This is a genomic window from Thalassospira sp. CH_XMU1458, from assembly GCF_037027205.1.
Lineage (GTDB): Bacteria > Pseudomonadota > Alphaproteobacteria > Rhodospirillales > Thalassospiraceae > Thalassospira > Thalassospira tepidiphila.
Genome location: NZ_JAYMDW010000003.1, coordinates 44,682 through 59,926 on the forward strand (window position 1 = coordinate 44,682; position 15,245 = coordinate 59,926).

The window sequence follows — 15,245 nt, forward strand, 5'->3', positions numbered from 1 at the left end:
ACGCAGGATGCGTTTAACGCGGACATTCAACAGTCCGGAGCATCATCTGCGGAGGAAAAATCATGGAATTCTATCAGCGTGACAGAACGCTGCAGCCAGCAGGCTACACCCCGATCTACAAAACATCGGTTGCGCGTTCCCCGCGCCAGTCGCTGTTGTCGCTGCAAGGATCCTTGTCGGAAATTACCGGTCCGGTCTTCGGTCAGAACGAACTGGGTCCGCTTGATAACGATTTGATCCGAAACTATGCCAAGGATGGCGATCCGATTGGCGAACGTATCATCGTGCATGGGCGGGTTCTGGATGAAAACAACCGTCCGGTGCCCAATACGCTGGTCGAATTCTGGCAGGCCAATGCCGGCGGACGCTATCGCCACAAGAAAGATACCTATCTTGCGCCGATCGATCCGAACTTTGGCGGCTGTGGCCGCGCGCTGACCGATGAAAAAGGTTACTACTTTTTCCGCACTATCAAGCCGGGTCCGTATCCGTGGCGCAACTACGTCAATAGCTGGCGTCCGGCCCACATTCATTTTTCGGTCTTCGGATCCGGCTTTGCCCAGCGCCTGATCACCCAGATGTATTTCGAAGGCGATCCATTGATCAAGGAATGTCCGATTGTGCATGTCATCCCGGACGAAGATGCGATCAACCGCCTGATTGCGCCGATTGATCTGAAGGGCTCGGTGCCGCTTGATACCATTGCCTACAAGTTCGACATCGTTCTGCGCGGCCGTCGTTCAACCCTGTTTGAAAATCGTCTGGAAGGAAACTGATCCATGGTGCAAAGCCTTGATTATCTCAAAGAAACCGCTTCCCAGACGGCGGGCCCATACGTGCATATTGGGCTCATTCCCAGTCTGGCCGGTTTTGACATTTTTGAAAACAATTTCACCAACGTACTGGCCGATGAAAACACCCGTGGGGAACGGATCATCATCGAAGGACGGGTGATTGACGGTACCGGAACGCCACTGCGTGATGCGCTGCTTGAAATCTGGCAGGCCAATGCAGACGGGCGCTACAACCACGAACTTGACCATCAGAATTCTGGCAAAATCGATGAGGATTTCCGCGGCTGGGGCCGGACGGGAACAGATTTCGATACCGCCGTCTATCGCTTTGAAACAATCAAGCCAGGCGTGGTTTCCGGTCGCAATGGCAAAGACATGGCGCCGCATATCAACTTTTGGATCGTGGCACGGGGCATCAATATCGGGCTGAATACCCGGATGTATTTCGCCGATGAACAAGATGCGAATGCGGCTGATCCTGTTCTGAACCTGATCGAACAGAAAACCCGTCGCAAGACCCTGATTGCTGATCGTGATGACAGTGGATCGATCCCGGTCTACCGGTTTGACATCGTCTTGCAGGGTGATGGCGAAACCGTGTTTTTCGATATCTAGCAGCGCGTAAAGCTATAGTGATAATGCGGTGATCGCCTTTCGCGGTTGCCGCATTTTTGTTGAAACACCTACTTAAAATGCCGTCTGCTGATTCTTATATTCACGTCCATAAAAGCGGTGTGGTAAAACAACCGCTGCTGAGGGTTTCAAAAACAACAAAAAGACCCCGGTGATAGAGAGTGAGAGGATCAGCCTTGAACAAGTTGTTGCAGGTCGGAATCCGCGTTCAAGTAGCTCTGGCAACAGCGCTGCTGCTGGTCGGACTGACTGTCCTGATGAGCTTTGTGGTCGGAAAGCGATCCGGTGCAGATCTGCAAAAGCAGATTGGTCTGGGCGTTTCTGATATTGCCCGTCAGATGGCTGATGAACTTGACCGTACCATGTGGACCCACCGTGGCGAGGTTTCGGTCCTAAGCACGCTCTCTGTCCTGCAAGAGCTCGAAGATACCCAACAGATTTCCAGTATCGTCAATCGCCTAAGCCGCGAAATTCCAATCTTCACCTGGATAGGCGTGCTTGATCGCGACGGGACGGTGGTTGCGTCGACGAATGACTTGTTGCTCGGGGCCAATATCGCGCAGCGCCCGGTTTATCAGTATGGCAAGAACGGACAGTTCATCGGCGATGTTCACGATGCGAAATTGCTGGCTGAAAAATTCCCGCTATATAACGGGGAGCCGATCCAGTTTGTCGATATTGCCGTTCCGCTATTCAATAAAAATGATCAGTTCACCGGTGTATTTGCCACCCATCTGAGTTGGGAATGGGCCGATAATGTCCGTAAAACCCTTTTTGCCGGGCAGGGGATCCATCGGGATGTGGATATATTTGTCGTATCAGCCGATGGCACCGTTCTTTTGGGGGCGGATGGCGCGATGGTCGGGTCATCGCTTGAACTTGATGCTCTGCAGCAGGCACAGCGCAACAATATCGGATGGAAGATCAGCACGTGGCCGGATGGCGCAGAATATCTGACGGGCTATGCCCCGGCCGATGGTCATCTTGATTATGCCGGTCTGAACTGGTCAATCCTGGTGCGTCAGCCCGTCGAAGAGGCGCTTGAGCCGGTTTATGTCCTGCGCCGTGACATCATGGCGTGGGGCTTGGCGTTAAGTATCATCTCCAGCGTGATTGCATGGTGGGGGGCTGGTTTCTTTGTCGGACCGATCGGCAAGATGGCCCGTTCGATCGAGGCGATGAAACGTGGCGAAATTGAACGTCTGCCCGACTTTGATGGCGCAAGAGAAATCAAGATCCTGTCAAACAGCCTCAATGCCTTGCTGGCCAAACTGACGGAAAAGGACGCGGCCCTTGGCCAGATGGAACACATTGCCCATCACGATAACCTGACCGGGCTTGGTAACCGTCTGGCACTTGATGTCTATTTCGAACATGCCCTTGCCCATGCTGATCGCCACAAGACCCAGCTTGCGGTCATGATGCTTGATCTTGATGACTTTAAACCGATCAATGACAAGTTCGGTCACTCAGCTGGCGATGATGTCCTGCGCGAGGTCGCAAAACGGTTGCGCCGTTGTGTGCGCGGTGGCGATCTGGTTGTGCGTCTGGGTGGTGATGAGATGGTGGTGGTGTGCCATGTCGGAACGAGTGGCGAGGGCGAAGCCACAATGTTGGCCGAACGGATATTGAACGACATCCAGATGCCCTTCATTACCGGCGGCAATCGCGTTTCCATTCATATGAGCATCGGCATTGCCCTTTGTCCGGTGCAAGGCAAGACCATCGATGTGCTTCTTGATCAGGCAGATGATGCCCTTTATGCCGCCAAGGCGCGCGGCAAGAACTGTTATGTGCTTGCTTCTGATGATGGTGAGCCGTCCGGCAGCAAGTCGTCGCTGGCATGAGATGCGGGTTTTCTTGACTTTGTCTCAGGGCATCGCAATAAGCATTTCATGACAATTTCATCTGAAAAAGAACTCGAACAATTGCGCAAGATCGGGCGAATCTGTGCCCGTGCGCGCGATGTCATGGGGGCGGCCATCGTCCCGGGCATCACCACCGCCGAGCTTGATGATATCGGCCGCAAGGTTCTTGAGGATGCCGGTGCGGTGTCCGCCCCGGAAAGCGAATACAAGTTCCCCGGCGCGACCTGTATCAGTGTCAATGACGCGGTCGCGCACGGTATTCCCGGTGATCTGGTTCTCGCCGATGGCGATCTGGTCAATATCGATGTTTCGGCATCGCTTGATGGCTATTTTTCCGATACCGGGGCCAGCTTCATCTGCGGCACGGCAAAGCCCGAAATCGCCAAGCTTTGCGAAGACGGCAAGAAAGCCATGTGGGCGGGCATCAAGGTGGTGCGTGACAAGGCGCCTATCCGCGAGATCGGGCTTAAGATCGAAATGTTCGCCCGCAAGGGTGGCTATACCCTGATCCGCAATCTTGCCAGCCACGGTATTGGCAAGTCGCTGCATGAACATCCCCACACCATCCCGACCTGGGATGACCCTAAGGAACGCCGTGCTCTTAAAAAGGGGCAAGTGATTACCATTGAACCGTTTCTGTCACGTGGCGCGAAATGGGCGCTTGATAGCGAAGATGGCTGGACCCTGTATGCCGATACCGGTGACGCAACCGTGCAGTACGAGCACACCCTTGTTGTCACCGAAAAGGGCTATGAAATCATGACGCTGGGGAATTGATCCCCAGTAAAAATGTTGCAGTCTATGCTGCAGCATTTATTGCAACATAAAAGCCGCCCGAATGTGTCGGGCAGCTTTTGTTTTGTGTGTGTTTGAAGTGCGGTGTTGCGGTTACGAACCGTATTTTGCCTTGGCTTCGCGACGGCGCGCATGCAGGACCGGTTCAGTGTAGCCGTTCGGCTGTTCGCGACCCTTGAACACCAGATCACAGGCCGCCGCAAAGGCGATGCTGTCATCGAAATTCGGGGCCATGTTGCGATAGGTCGGGTCACCGGCATTCTGTTTGTCGACGACGGCGGCCATGCGTTTCATGGTTTCCATTACCTGTTCTTCGCTGCACAGGCCATGATGGAGCCAGTTGGCGATATGCTGGCTTGAAATACGCAGCGTCGCTCGGTCTTCCATCAGGCCGACATCATTGATGTCTGGCACCTTGGAACAGCCGATCCCGCTATCGATCCAGCGCACAACATAACCCAGAATGCCTTGGGCATTGTTATCAAGTTCTTCCTGGATTTCGCTTGGCATCGGTTTGATGTCACCCAGACGCGGGATCGCCAGAATGTCATCAAGGCTTGCGCGTTCGCGTTTGCCAATCTCGTCCTGAACCGCACGGACATCAACCTGGTGATAGTGGATGGCGTGCAGGGTTGCCGCGGTCGGTGACGGAACCCAGGCGCATTTTGCACCGGCCTTGGGATGGCCGATCTTGGCTTCCATCATTTCGGCCATGCGGTCCGGTTTGGCCCACATGCCCTTGCCGATCTGGGCAACGCCCTTCATGCCGCATTCAAGACCGATATCAACGTTCCAGTTTTCATAGGCCGCGATCCAGTACTGGTCTTTCATCGCTTCCTTGCGGACCATGGGGCCGGCTTCCATGCTGGTATGGATTTCATCACCGGTACGGTCAAGGAAGCCGGTATTGATAAAGACCACACGGTCCTTGGCGGCACGGATGCATTCCTTGAGGTTGACCGTCGTGCGGCGTTCCTCATCCATGATGCCGACCTTAAGGGTATGTTCGGGCAGATCAATCGCCTTTTCGACAAAGGCAAACAGATCGTTGGTCAGCGTGACTTCTTCGGGGCCGTGCATTTTCGGCTTCACGATATAGACGCTGCCATGGCGGGAGTTCGAAAGTTCGTTATTGCCGATCACGTCATGCTTGGCGATCAGGCTGGTAACCATGGCGTCAAGGAAGCCTTCCGGGACTTCGTCGCCATTGGCATCAAGCACCGCATCCGTGGTCATCAGGTGACCAACATTACGGATCAGCATCAGGCTGCGGCCCGGCAGGACAACTTCAGTCCCGTCAAAGCCCTGATAGGTCCGGTCCGGGTTCAGGCGGCGGGTGATCGTTTTGCCACCTTTCTCGAATTTTTCCTCAAGCGTGCCTTTCATCAGGCCAAGCCAGTTGCGATAGGCAACGGTCTTGTCTTCGGCATCCACGGCGGCAATCGAATCTTCGCAATCCTGAATGGTGCTGACCGCGGATTCCAGGATGACATCGCACACGCCCGCGGCATGTTCCTTGCCAATCGGATGCGTCGGGTCGATATGGATTTCGATATGTAGGCTATGACGGCGCAGCAAGACATCGGTCAGCTTGCCGTCCTTTTCGTTATACCCGATGAACTGGGAGGGCAGCTCAAGTGCGGTTTCGCTGCCATCAGACAGGGTGACAACCAGCGTCCACCAGCCTGATGCGTCTTCGCGCACTTCGTATTTTGTGGCATCGGCATGTTTGCCGGTTGCAAGCGGGGCGGCTTCATCAAGGAAGTTCGCGGCATAAGCCACAACCGCAGCACCGCGTTTCGGATTGAATGACTTGGTCTTTTCCTTGCCGTCGGCTTCGTCGATGACATCGGTGCCATACAGCGCATCATACAGGCTGCCCCAGCGCGCATTGGCCGCATTAAGCGCATAACGCGCATTCATCACCGGCACGACAAGCTGCGGACCCGCCACCCGGCCAATCTCCGGATCGACATGGGTGGTGGTGATATAGAAATCATCGCCTTCTGGCAGCAGATAACCGATCTCGGTCAGGAATTCCTTGTAGGCAGCCGGGTCGCGTGGCTGGTCTTGACGCGACAGATGCCAGTGGTCGATCTTGGCCTGCAATTCATCGCGCTTTGCCAGCAGCGCCTTGTTGCGTGGTCCAAGTTCAGTGACGAGCTTTTCAAAGGATGCCCAGAACTGATCGGAACTGATCCCGGTTCCCGGAATGACTTCGTTGGCCACCAGATCGTGCAGCACTTTTGCAATCTGAAGTCCGCCTTCTTGGATGCGTTGGGTCATGTTTTCTCTCACCAGACTTGGAACTGTTTCGGGCGATTAATATGGCTTTGCCGACGAACACATAAAGCGCGGCAAAGGCAACTCGCCTATCGTTGGTTCACAACATATGGGTTGAAGCAGGCCCGGGTCCACAGCCGGTTTCAAAATTGCGGGATGTTTTCCGCATTATGGAAGCCTGATCATTCTGCCCCAATCGACAGACATTCACATCTTCTTGTCTGCATTCGGATCTGTCGTGCCGTCGCTGTCTGCTGGTGGCACCTGTCCAATGTCGTCGGGATGTGCCGTGCCATCCGGGGTCAGCACATCTTGCAGATCATGGGGGTCCATTGGTTTTGTTTCATTATCTGGCTCTTTGCTGTCGTCTTCGTCATTGAGACTGATGTCGTCCGTAATCGGTGACAGCTCAAACGCCATTGGCGTGGTGCGGGGCACGGCAACGAACTGACCCTGTTCCTCGATCGAGATACGACGGCCAAAGCCAGCGCGGTACGTTGCAAAGCTCGCAACGCAAATGCCAACGATTGAAAACAGGACCGGCAAGGCCCATGGGCCGAAATAACCGATTGCACTGGATCCCAGAATTGGACCAAACGCAGCAGACCCGCCATAAATGATCAGAAGACCACCAGACGCAGGAACAATATCCTCCGGCTCAAGATAGTCATTCACATAAGCCACAGCCAGGCCGTAAACCGGCATGATGAACACGCCCGTGATCCCGCCCCAGACTGTCAGATTGTCGCGGACAAGATCCGGCGCAACCAGCGGGAAAAATCCACAGATCGCAAGCCCGGTCAGAACGAAAATCATCACATATTGGCGCGGCACCATGTCCGAAATCTTGCCGATCGGAAATTGCATGATCATGCCGCCCAGAATGACGAAGAACATGAAATAGGCGATCTCATTGGTCGCAAGTCCGAGGTCAGCCGCGAAAACCGGCCCGACACCATAAACCGCCCCCGAAAGCACACCTGCACCCGATGCGGCAACGAAGCCCAGCGGCGAAATCTTGTAAAGACGGCGGAATGTCATGCGTTCACCGCTGACCGCAGACGGCGGTGGCTGACGGGTCAGGGCAAGCGGAACAAGCGACAGCGACAGCAGGACAGAAGCCACCGTAAACAGCTCGAAACTGCTAACTGGGGCACCATTGAGCAACAGCTGACCAATCGCCAGCCCGCCAAGCGAAACCGTCATGTAAATCGCAATCGTCCCACCGCGCGATGTATTGTCCGCCTGCGCGTTCAGCCAGCTTTCAATCACCAGATACAGGCCCGAAACGCACAAGCCGGTCATGATGCGAAACAGCGACCAGGTAATCGGATCAACCAGAACGGCATGTAAAAGTGTGATGGCCGACGCGGCCGATGCCAGTGCGGCAAACGTCCGGATGTGGCCGACCCGGTTGACAAGGCTCGCCCCCCAGATGATGCCGGCAACGAACCCGATATAATAGGATGCCATGATGATACCGGTATAGACCGGCGCAAATCCCTCGGCGGATGCACGCAGTGCAAGCAGCGATGATTGCAGAGATGCCCCACTATTCAGCGCAAACGCGGCGAACAGCGTTGCAGACAGTGCAATAATAAGGGCGACCGGCGAACGCGGCATGGCATCCTCGTTTGAGTTTCAATCAGGCAGGCACCCTGCGGCAAGGGGATCGACCGTGTCAATCCTTACAAGCCCTTGGTACACAAGGGGAATAGTGCATTTTGTGTTTAACACCACGGCGCACAAGAAGTTCCGCAAAAATTATGAACCTTCTTTAATCCCGCTTGGCCCACGCGCATAGTGCCGGTTTCGCGCAACTGATATGTGTAAAGCGGCTTTACTTGGCGCCTAAGCAGGCTTTGTTCGGTGAAAATCGCACAAGCAGCTTGACCTTGGGGGTGTTGATGCTTTCTATGGACCGAAATCAGACGCAATTTGCCAAAATTCCCGCGATCCGGGGTTGGATTTTGCGTTTCGCCACCAGACTTCAGGTTCATTGATGATAATCGGCATTCAAGCCAACTGATGAACCGACCATACAAGGGGAGGAAACCTTGAAAATTTTGCGCACACTCGGTGTGATTGCCGCCGGTATGATGGCCTTGTCCGTGGCGAATGCCGCGCAGGCTGAAACCCGCGTCACCCTGAAATCGGCCAAGGCCGCGTCATCCTATTACCAGATGGCCGCCCAGTTTGCCGAGGCAATGAAAACCGGCACCGATGGTGATATCATCGTCACCGTAGAGGAAAGCCAGGGTTCGGTTCAGAACGTCATGGAAGCCATGGTGCGTCCGGGCAATTATGTCTTCACCTCCCCGCCCGGTCTCGTAAGCCTGGCACAGAACGGCAAAGGCCCGTTTGACGGACGTCCGACCGAAAAGTTTGCCGAAGTCCGCGCCCTGTTCCCGATCCCGTCGCTGACCATGCATTTCGTGATGCGTGCTGATTCCGGTGCGACCAGCTTTGCCGATCTCGAGGGCAAGACCATCCTGCTTGGCAAGGGATCCTTTGGCGCGCGCGAAGGTGAAAAATATCTTCAGCTGTTTGGTCTTGAAGGCAAGGTCGATCTGGCGGATGCCGAACTTTCCAATGCGGTTGCCGCCCTTAAAAACGGTCAGATCGATGGTTTCGTGACCGCGGGCTCCTGGCCAGCGCCGAACGTGATCGAGGCCGCGGCAGGAACCGATGTCATTGTTCTGTCGCTGTCCGAAGACCAGCTTGCCGAGACCAAGCGTGACAAAACCGTCATTCCGGCCGGGACCTATAACGGTCAGGAAGAAGACATCACCACCGCATCGCTTTCGGTTGTTGCCTTTGCCACCACCCAGATGGATGCCGATACGGCCTATGCGCTGACCAAAACCTTCTGGGAGCAGAAGGCGAAAATGGGTGAAAGCTCTTCTTGGTGGAATGGTGTCAGCCCGGAAATGCTTGCCAACATCACGGGCAAAATGCATCCCGGTGCACTGCGTTACTATGACGAAGTCGGGTTCTCCATCCGCGACGATCAGCGCTAAGTGCTGATCAGATAACATGTTCAAGGCCCGGCAGTTTTGCCGGGTCGTTTCTTGTCAAACAAGCCATTTAGATTATGTCAGCCACCACTCGTCCCTTCTGGATCGCCCTTGGCGCCGTTTCAATTGCCTTTCACCTGTGGCTGATTTTTTCAGGATTGGTTCCCAATCTTGTTAGCCGCCCGATCCATATGGCGCTTGCCCTGCCTTGGGCGTTGATTTTTGTTGCCAAAACCCGCGCACAGAAAATCTCTGGCATCATCCTGACGCTGATTGGTCTGATCGGGTGTGGTTGGATCGTTGCCAATCATCAGACGCTTGGCGACCAATACGGTTTCCTGATGGGAAATAGCCAGATCGTGCTGGCAGCGGCGTTATTGCTGATTGTGCTTGAAATGGCACGTCGGGCAATTGGCTGGCCGTTGCCGACGGTGGCGGCAATTGCACTGCTTTATGCGCTGTTTGGCCAATATATTCCGGGCGAGTTTGGCCATGCCGGGTTGCCAGTTGAAAGCATGCTGGGCACCCTGACCATCGCAGAGGGCGGCCTTTGGGGCAGCCTGACGGGCGTGTCGGTCAATATCGTGGCGATCTTCGTTATTTTCGGGGCGGTTCTGAATGGCGGCGAAGCCGGTCAGGGATTTATGAATGTCGCAGGTGCGGCCGCCGGTCGGCTTAAGGGCGGGGCGGCGAAGGTTTCAGTCGTGTCGTCCGCGCTGTTTGGCTCGATATCGGGGTCTGCATCTGCGAACGTGGCCTCGACCGGGGCAATCACCCTGCCTGCCATGACCAAGCTTGGTTACCCCAAACGTCTGGCGGCTGCGGTTGAGGCCGTGGCATCCAGTGGTGGGCAGATCATGCCACCACTGATGGGGGCAGGGGCGTTTGTCATGGTGGAACTTACCGGCAAGCCTTATGTCGATATCATGGTTGCCGCCATCTTGCCGGCCGTCCTTTACTTCCTTGCCGTCTGGGTTGGCATCAATGCCTTTGCCATGCGTTATGACCTTCCCGGTGTGCCAAAGGAAGATCGCCCGAACCTGCGTTCGGTTGTAATCACATCGGCCTTCTTCCTGGTGCCATTTACCATTTTGCTTTGGGGCATGTTTGGCGGTGGTTACACACCACAATATGCCGCCTGTCTGGCGCTTTTGGCGGGGGCAGCATTGCTGTTGCTTGATGCGGATCTGACGGTTGATTTACCGCGCAGCAAACAACGATTTGCCGATGTCTGCCTTAATGCCGGACGTCAGGTGGCAATGATCGGTTCGATCATCTTGTGCGCGTCGATCGTTATCGGCGTTCTCGGCCTGACCGGACTTGGTGTGAAGATCACCTCGCTACTGATTTCCGGATCGGGTGGCATGTTGTGGCCAGCGCTTTTGCTGACCGCACTCGCCTGTCTGATCCTTGGTATGGAAGTTCCGACCACGGCGGCCTATGTGATTTGTGTTTCGGTTGCCGGGCCCGCGTTGATAGAGCTCGGGCTTGAACCGCTTCAGGCGCATCTGTTTGTGTTCTGGTTTGCGCTTTTATCGACAATTACGCCGCCGGTTTGCGGGGCGGTGTTCATTGCCGCAGGCATGGTCGAGGAAAACTGGCTCAAGGTCGCCGGAACGGCAATGGCGCTTGGTATCGGGCTTTATATCGTGCCACTGGCGATGATTGCCAACAGCACGCTGATTGAACTTGGCAGCGATCCGGTTTGGGCGATCATCGCCGGGATTAAGGTCGCGGTGGGTTTGACGGCCATTTCATATGGCCTGATCGCCCCCAGACCTGTTTGGCAACGGATCGGGATGGTTGCACTTGGGGGTGCGGTGATTTTTGCTGCGGGTGTTTAGAACCACGAAAAAAGCCGACAGTTTCCTGTCGGCCTTTTTCGTCATTGAGGGAAATGATTTAACCGGTTTTAAGCGGTCGCGCGTCCGCTGCGCGGGCCAGCAAAGAACCAGATAATCAGGCCAAGGACCGGCAGGACAACAACAAGTACTGTCCACAATACTTTTGCACCGGTGCTTGCACCGCTGCCCATGATATTCACGATTGCCCAGATATCGGCAATCAGGACGAGAAGTCCGATAATTCCACCATATTCAAGCATGTTCCAACCTCACATTTGTTGCTGCGGTATCTGCACCGCGCTTACAACTCAAACGATTGGTTTTCTTGTTTGTTCCCGCACTGAATTCAATCAGTGCATCAGGCGGGTTCGGAAGGGAGTTTAAACCACCTGTCCGGCAGACCAGCCCGATGACCATGCCCACTGGAAATTGAAGCCGCCAAGATGGCCCGTGACATCAACCACTTCGCCAATGAAATAAAGGCCGGGCACATCACGGGCTTCCATGGTTTTCGATGACAGGGCATTGGTGTCGACCCCACCAACCGTGACCTCGGCCGTTCGATACCCCTCGGTGCCGCTTGGTGTCAGGGCCCATTGATTGACATCCATCGCCAATTTGCGCAGTGCCTTGTCACCGGTTTCTCCAATCGGGCGATCAAGGCCATGGGTGGACGCAATCATCTGGGCAAGGCGGTTTGGCAAGATGCGTGACAGAACCGTGTGAACCGCCTGTTTCGGGTTTTCACCCTTGGCGGTTTTCAAAAGATCGAACGCATCTTCTTCCGGGTTGAGGTTCACCGTAATGCTGTCGCCCTCGTTCCAATAGGATGAAATCTGCAGGATCGACGGGCCGGAAAGGCCACGGTGGGTGAACAGCAATCCTTCGCGGAATTGCTTTTTGTTACATTGAACGATGGCATCAACGGATATGCCCGAAAGTTCGCCAGTACGTGCACGCAGATCCGGATCAAAAACAAACGGCACAAGTGCGGCACGGGTCGGAATGACATTAATGCCGAACTGACGTGCGATCTGATAGCCAAAGCCGGTAGCACCGATTTTCGGGATCGACAGGCCGCCACATGCGACAACCAGCGATGAGCAGGTCCATTGCGCGCCGGTGCGCGTGGTGACGTCAAAGCCATCATCATCGCGTTTGATGATGTTGGAAATCTCGGTATTTAGCTTGATCGTCACATCGGCGGCATCGCATTCATCAAGCAACATATCGATGATCTGAAAGGACGATTCATCGCAGAAAAGCTGGCCGAGTGTCTTTTCATGCCAGGCGATATTGTGCCGGTTCACCAGATCAATGAAATCTTGCTGGGTATAGCGTTTAAGCGCTGAAACACAGAACCGCTTGTTTTCGGAAATGAAGTTTTCCGGGCTGGTATGGATATTGGTAAAGTTGCAGCGCCCACCACCGGAAATACGAATTTTTTCCGCCGGTTTGGTCGAATGATCAACCACCACGACGGTTCTTCCGCGTTTTCCTGCTTCAATCGCGCACATCAGGCCGGCCGCACCCGCCCCGATGACAAGAACATCAATATTTTTCAAGCCCGTCAGACCCATTCATGTGAATTTCGGACCTGCTTATACGTGGAAAACGTGGCCTTGTCAGTGCCAGTGGCGCAAATACCTATTCGGCGGCAATGCCTCTGGAACTCGGGGGTTTTAAGTCCCCGCGTTTGTTGGTGGTTTTGGATTGTTCAATCTGTTGTTCGCTTGCAACCTGATTGCGGCCGTTTTCCTTGGCGAAGTAAAGCGCCCTGTCGGCCCGCTCGATCAGTTTGGCGGCCGGTTCGCCGGGCCGGAATTCAGCCACCCCGATTGACGCCGTCGCCTTGCTGATGATCGTCTTGCCGCTTTTGGTCACGACCTTGTGGCTTTCGATATATTGACGCAGCTTGTTGCCAAACAACACGGCATTGCCAAGCGATGTGCTTGGCAGGATGATTGCGAATTCCTCGCCGCCATAGCGCGCGGCAGTATCCTGGCCTTTGATATTGCGTTTCAGCGATTCTGCCATCAACCGGATCACCTGATCACCGACCTGATGTCCATAGGTGTCGTTGAACTTTTTGAAGTGATCAATATCAAGAAGCAAAAGGCAAAGCGGTTGACCGTCTTCCATGGCATGCATCATGCCATCGCGCAGTTGCATATCGAATGCCTTGCGATTGGCAATGCCGGTCAGCCCGTCGGTCATGGCTTCGCGTTTCAGATTTTCCATATCTTCGCGCAGACGGTTGATTTCCGACGAACTGTTCGTCAACCGGCTTTCAAGGCTGCGGTTGACGCCCTCCATCTCGCGGGTGGCACCCAGAAGGGTATGAAGTGCCTGTTCAAGATTACTGAGGTTGCGGTTCTTGTCCCCGACATAGGAGCAAAAGTGATCAAGCGCCTTTTTGTATTTCCGGGTGTCGACGCCGACCTTGTTCACGGTATCAAGGATGCTGCCCAACTGTGCGCGCAAGTCGTTTGAAATGCGTTCGATGATTTCGTTTTCGCGCTTGTCGCTGAAGAAACGGGTATGGAGCTCTTCGCACTGTGCTTCGTCAAATTCACGATGGTTGCTGCGCAGAATGTCGATCGTGCGGCAAAGATCGAAGTTCGTATGCGCGACATAGGTAAAAAACAGCTGGAAATTGTCCGGATGCGAAACCACACCCAACTCTTCCATCAGTTTGTGGGCAGCGTTGCTGTGCTGTTGAGCTGTTCTGTGATTAAACCCGTACGCGCTCATCAATTGCCTGCAGTAGAATTATGTCGCCATAAGTTTCGGCAACATCCTATGCAAACGCATATGCGAAAGGTTTGATTTAAATCATCAAATCCCCCGTGATCCAGGCGATTTTTGATTTCACATGATAAAACAGGTCAATTGTGATGGGGGCGCTTATGCGCTTTCTGCGCGATTGATCGGCTGGGTCAGAAGGTCATTCTGGTTCATCACACAGTTTCGACCATTCGCCTTGGCAAGATAAAGCGCCTGGTCGGCACGATCTATCACGCGGGTCAGGGGTTCACCAAGCCGATACGTCGCAACCCCGACAGATGCCGTGATTCGGCCCAGATCTTCGTTGCGGTTGAAACTTCTCACATGAAGAGACTCGATTGATGCGCGAATGTTTTCCGCGACCCGCATGGCGTCCGCAAGCGTCGTGGCCGGAAGAACGACGGCAAACTCCTCACCGCCATAGCGCGCGGTGGTGTCGCGTCCTTTGACATTCTGCTGCAGGGTCTTGGCCAATGTCCTGATGACTTGGTCGCCAGCTTGATGACCATGTTTGTCGTTGACCCGTTTGAAATGATCAATGTCGATCAAAAGGATGCTCAGGGGCTCACCCCGTTCCATCGTTGTCATTGCTGCGTCGCGGAGGCTTTCGTCAAAGGCCTTGCGGTTGGCAATCCCCGTGAGCCCGTCTGTGTGGGCTTCGCGTTTCATTTCCTCAAGATCAAGAAGCAACTGGGTAACCTCGACCGGCGCCGGATCGGCATCGTTCTCGCCTTTAGCACTTTGTTGCGCGTTGGCACGGTTTTCCATCCCCAAAAGATCGTGGGCGGCATTCCTGAGTTCGGCAGTGCTGATGACGTCCTTGCCTTTTGCCAGTCGATCAATCAGATCGGAAACCTGCCGGTGCATATCATGGGACATGGTTTCACGCAGAAGCTCTGCCCGACTGGGCTCGATAAACCGCTGATAAAGCTCGTGGCATTTGACATCATCCAACGCACGCTTGTTGCCGCGCAGAATATCAATCAGCGCAACAAGGTCATCGTTTGATTTTTCGACATAGGCAAAGAACACAGCATAATTGATCGGGTTTGCACTCAAACCCAATTCATTGATCAATTCCAGCGCTTCGCGCGACAGCGCGTATGACCGCTGCCGGTATTGTTCTTGCTGAGGCATTCCTGGGAACCTGAAGGAGTGATATCGTCGGATGTAAAGGCACTTCTTTAAGTCTGGGCTGCGCATTTCGCACACGCAGTATATCAG

General features: G+C 54.5%; 12 protein-coding genes. 6 read left to right on the plus strand and 6 right to left on the minus strand.

Annotated elements, in window-relative coordinates:
* Positions 1–62: 62 nt before the first annotated feature.
* From pcaH to map, 4 genes are all read left to right on the plus strand, one after another.
* On the plus strand, positions 63–776 hold the full coding sequence (gene pcaH / locus WBY09_RS14260) for a protocatechuate 3,4-dioxygenase subunit beta (RefSeq protein ID WP_336233078.1): 714 nt from the start codon (positions 63–65) through the stop codon (positions 774–776).
* Between the two features lie 3 nt (positions 777–779).
* A complete protein-coding gene (gene pcaG / locus WBY09_RS14265) occupies positions 780–1,409 on the plus strand; it encodes a protocatechuate 3,4-dioxygenase subunit alpha (RefSeq protein WP_336233079.1) in 630 nt (209 codons plus the stop codon).
* Positions 1,410–1,603: 194 nt separating this feature from the next.
* Positions 1,604–3,274 (plus strand): GGDEF domain-containing protein, encoded by a 1,671-nt coding sequence (locus WBY09_RS14270; protein WP_336233080.1) that lies wholly within the window; start codon positions 1,604–1,606, stop codon positions 3,272–3,274.
* 48 nt (positions 3,275–3,322) lie between these two features.
* Entirely contained in the window at positions 3,323–4,072 is a 750-nt protein-coding gene (gene map, locus WBY09_RS14275) for a type I methionyl aminopeptidase (protein WP_064781250.1), read from the plus strand.
* A 111-nt stretch (positions 4,073–4,183) separates the two neighbouring features.
* Here the strand turns inward: map and WBY09_RS14280 are convergent, their stop codons facing one another.
* Together WBY09_RS14280 and WBY09_RS14285 are read right to left on the minus strand one after the other, a co-directional pair.
* Positions 4,184–6,376, minus strand: coding sequence for a malate synthase G (locus WBY09_RS14280; protein ID WP_210520737.1), 2,193 nt, complete (start codon positions 6,374–6,376; stop codon positions 4,184–4,186).
* A 204-nt stretch (positions 6,377–6,580) separates the two neighbouring features.
* A complete protein-coding gene (locus WBY09_RS14285; protein WP_197146552.1) occupies positions 6,581–7,996 on the minus strand; it encodes an MFS transporter in 1,416 nt (471 codons plus the stop codon).
* A gap of 434 nt (positions 7,997–8,430) precedes the next feature.
* Between WBY09_RS14285 and WBY09_RS14290 the strand changes: the two genes are divergently transcribed.
* Together WBY09_RS14290 and WBY09_RS14295 are read left to right on the plus strand one after the other, a co-directional pair.
* Entirely contained in the window at positions 8,431–9,393 is a 963-nt protein-coding gene (locus WBY09_RS14290; RefSeq protein WP_008889712.1) for a TAXI family TRAP transporter solute-binding subunit, read from the plus strand.
* A gap of 74 nt (positions 9,394–9,467) precedes the next feature.
* Positions 9,468–11,234, plus strand: coding sequence for a TRAP transporter permease (locus WBY09_RS14295; RefSeq protein WP_336233082.1), 1,767 nt, complete (start codon positions 9,468–9,470; stop codon positions 11,232–11,234).
* Between the two features lie 68 nt (positions 11,235–11,302).
* Here WBY09_RS14295 and WBY09_RS14300 read toward each other — a convergent pair whose 3' ends face one another.
* The 4 genes from WBY09_RS14300 to WBY09_RS14315 all read right to left on the minus strand — a co-directional run bounded on the left by WBY09_RS14300 (position 11,303) and on the right by WBY09_RS14315 (position 15,158).
* Positions 11,303–11,494, minus strand: coding sequence for a PLDc N-terminal domain-containing protein (locus WBY09_RS14300; protein WP_008889714.1), 192 nt, complete (start codon positions 11,492–11,494; stop codon positions 11,303–11,305).
* 120 nt (positions 11,495–11,614) lie between these two features.
* On the minus strand, positions 11,615–12,799 hold the full coding sequence (locus WBY09_RS14305) for an NAD(P)/FAD-dependent oxidoreductase (protein ID WP_286792385.1): 1,185 nt from the start codon (positions 12,797–12,799) through the stop codon (positions 11,615–11,617).
* Positions 12,800–12,881: 82 nt separating this feature from the next.
* Positions 12,882–13,988, minus strand: a complete 1,107-nt coding sequence (locus tag WBY09_RS14310) for a GGDEF domain-containing protein (protein ID WP_336233085.1) — start codon at positions 13,986–13,988, stop codon at positions 12,882–12,884.
* Positions 13,989–14,141: 153 nt separating this feature from the next.
* The gene (locus WBY09_RS14315; protein WP_336233086.1) at positions 14,142–15,158 is read right to left on the minus strand and encodes a GGDEF domain-containing protein; all 1,017 of its coding nucleotides are present in this window, start codon (positions 15,156–15,158) and stop codon (positions 14,142–14,144) included.
* Between the last annotated feature and the right edge of the window lie 87 nt (positions 15,159–15,245).

Excerpts from the sequence above, each read along its gene's own strand:
- pcaH (WP_336233078.1), top strand. The coding sequence starts at position 63 with ATGGAATTCTATCAGCGTGACAGAACGCTGCAGCCAGCAGGCTACACC.
- pcaG (WP_336233079.1), top strand. The coding sequence starts at position 780 with ATGGTGCAAAGCCTTGATTATCTCAAAGAAACCGCTTCCCAGACGGCG.
- map (WP_064781250.1), top strand. The coding sequence starts at position 3,323 with ATGACAATTTCATCTGAAAAAGAACTCGAACAATTGCGCAAGATCGGG.
- WBY09_RS14280 (WP_210520737.1), bottom strand. The coding sequence starts at position 6,376 with ATGACCCAACGCATCCAAGAAGGCGGACTTCAGATTGCAAAAGTGCTG.
- WBY09_RS14285 (WP_197146552.1), bottom strand. The coding sequence starts at position 7,996 with ATGCCGCGTTCGCCGGTCGCCCTTATTATTGCACTGTCTGCAACGCTG.
- WBY09_RS14295 (WP_336233082.1), top strand. The coding sequence starts at position 9,468 with ATGTCAGCCACCACTCGTCCCTTCTGGATCGCCCTTGGCGCCGTTTCA.
- WBY09_RS14300 (WP_008889714.1), bottom strand. The coding sequence starts at position 11,494 with ATGCTTGAATATGGTGGAATTATCGGACTTCTCGTCCTGATTGCCGAT.
- WBY09_RS14310 (WP_336233085.1), bottom strand. The coding sequence starts at position 13,988 with ATGAGCGCGTACGGGTTTAATCACAGAACAGCTCAACAGCACAGCAAC.
- WBY09_RS14315 (WP_336233086.1), bottom strand. The coding sequence starts at position 15,158 with ATGCCTCAGCAAGAACAATACCGGCAGCGGTCATACGCGCTGTCGCGC.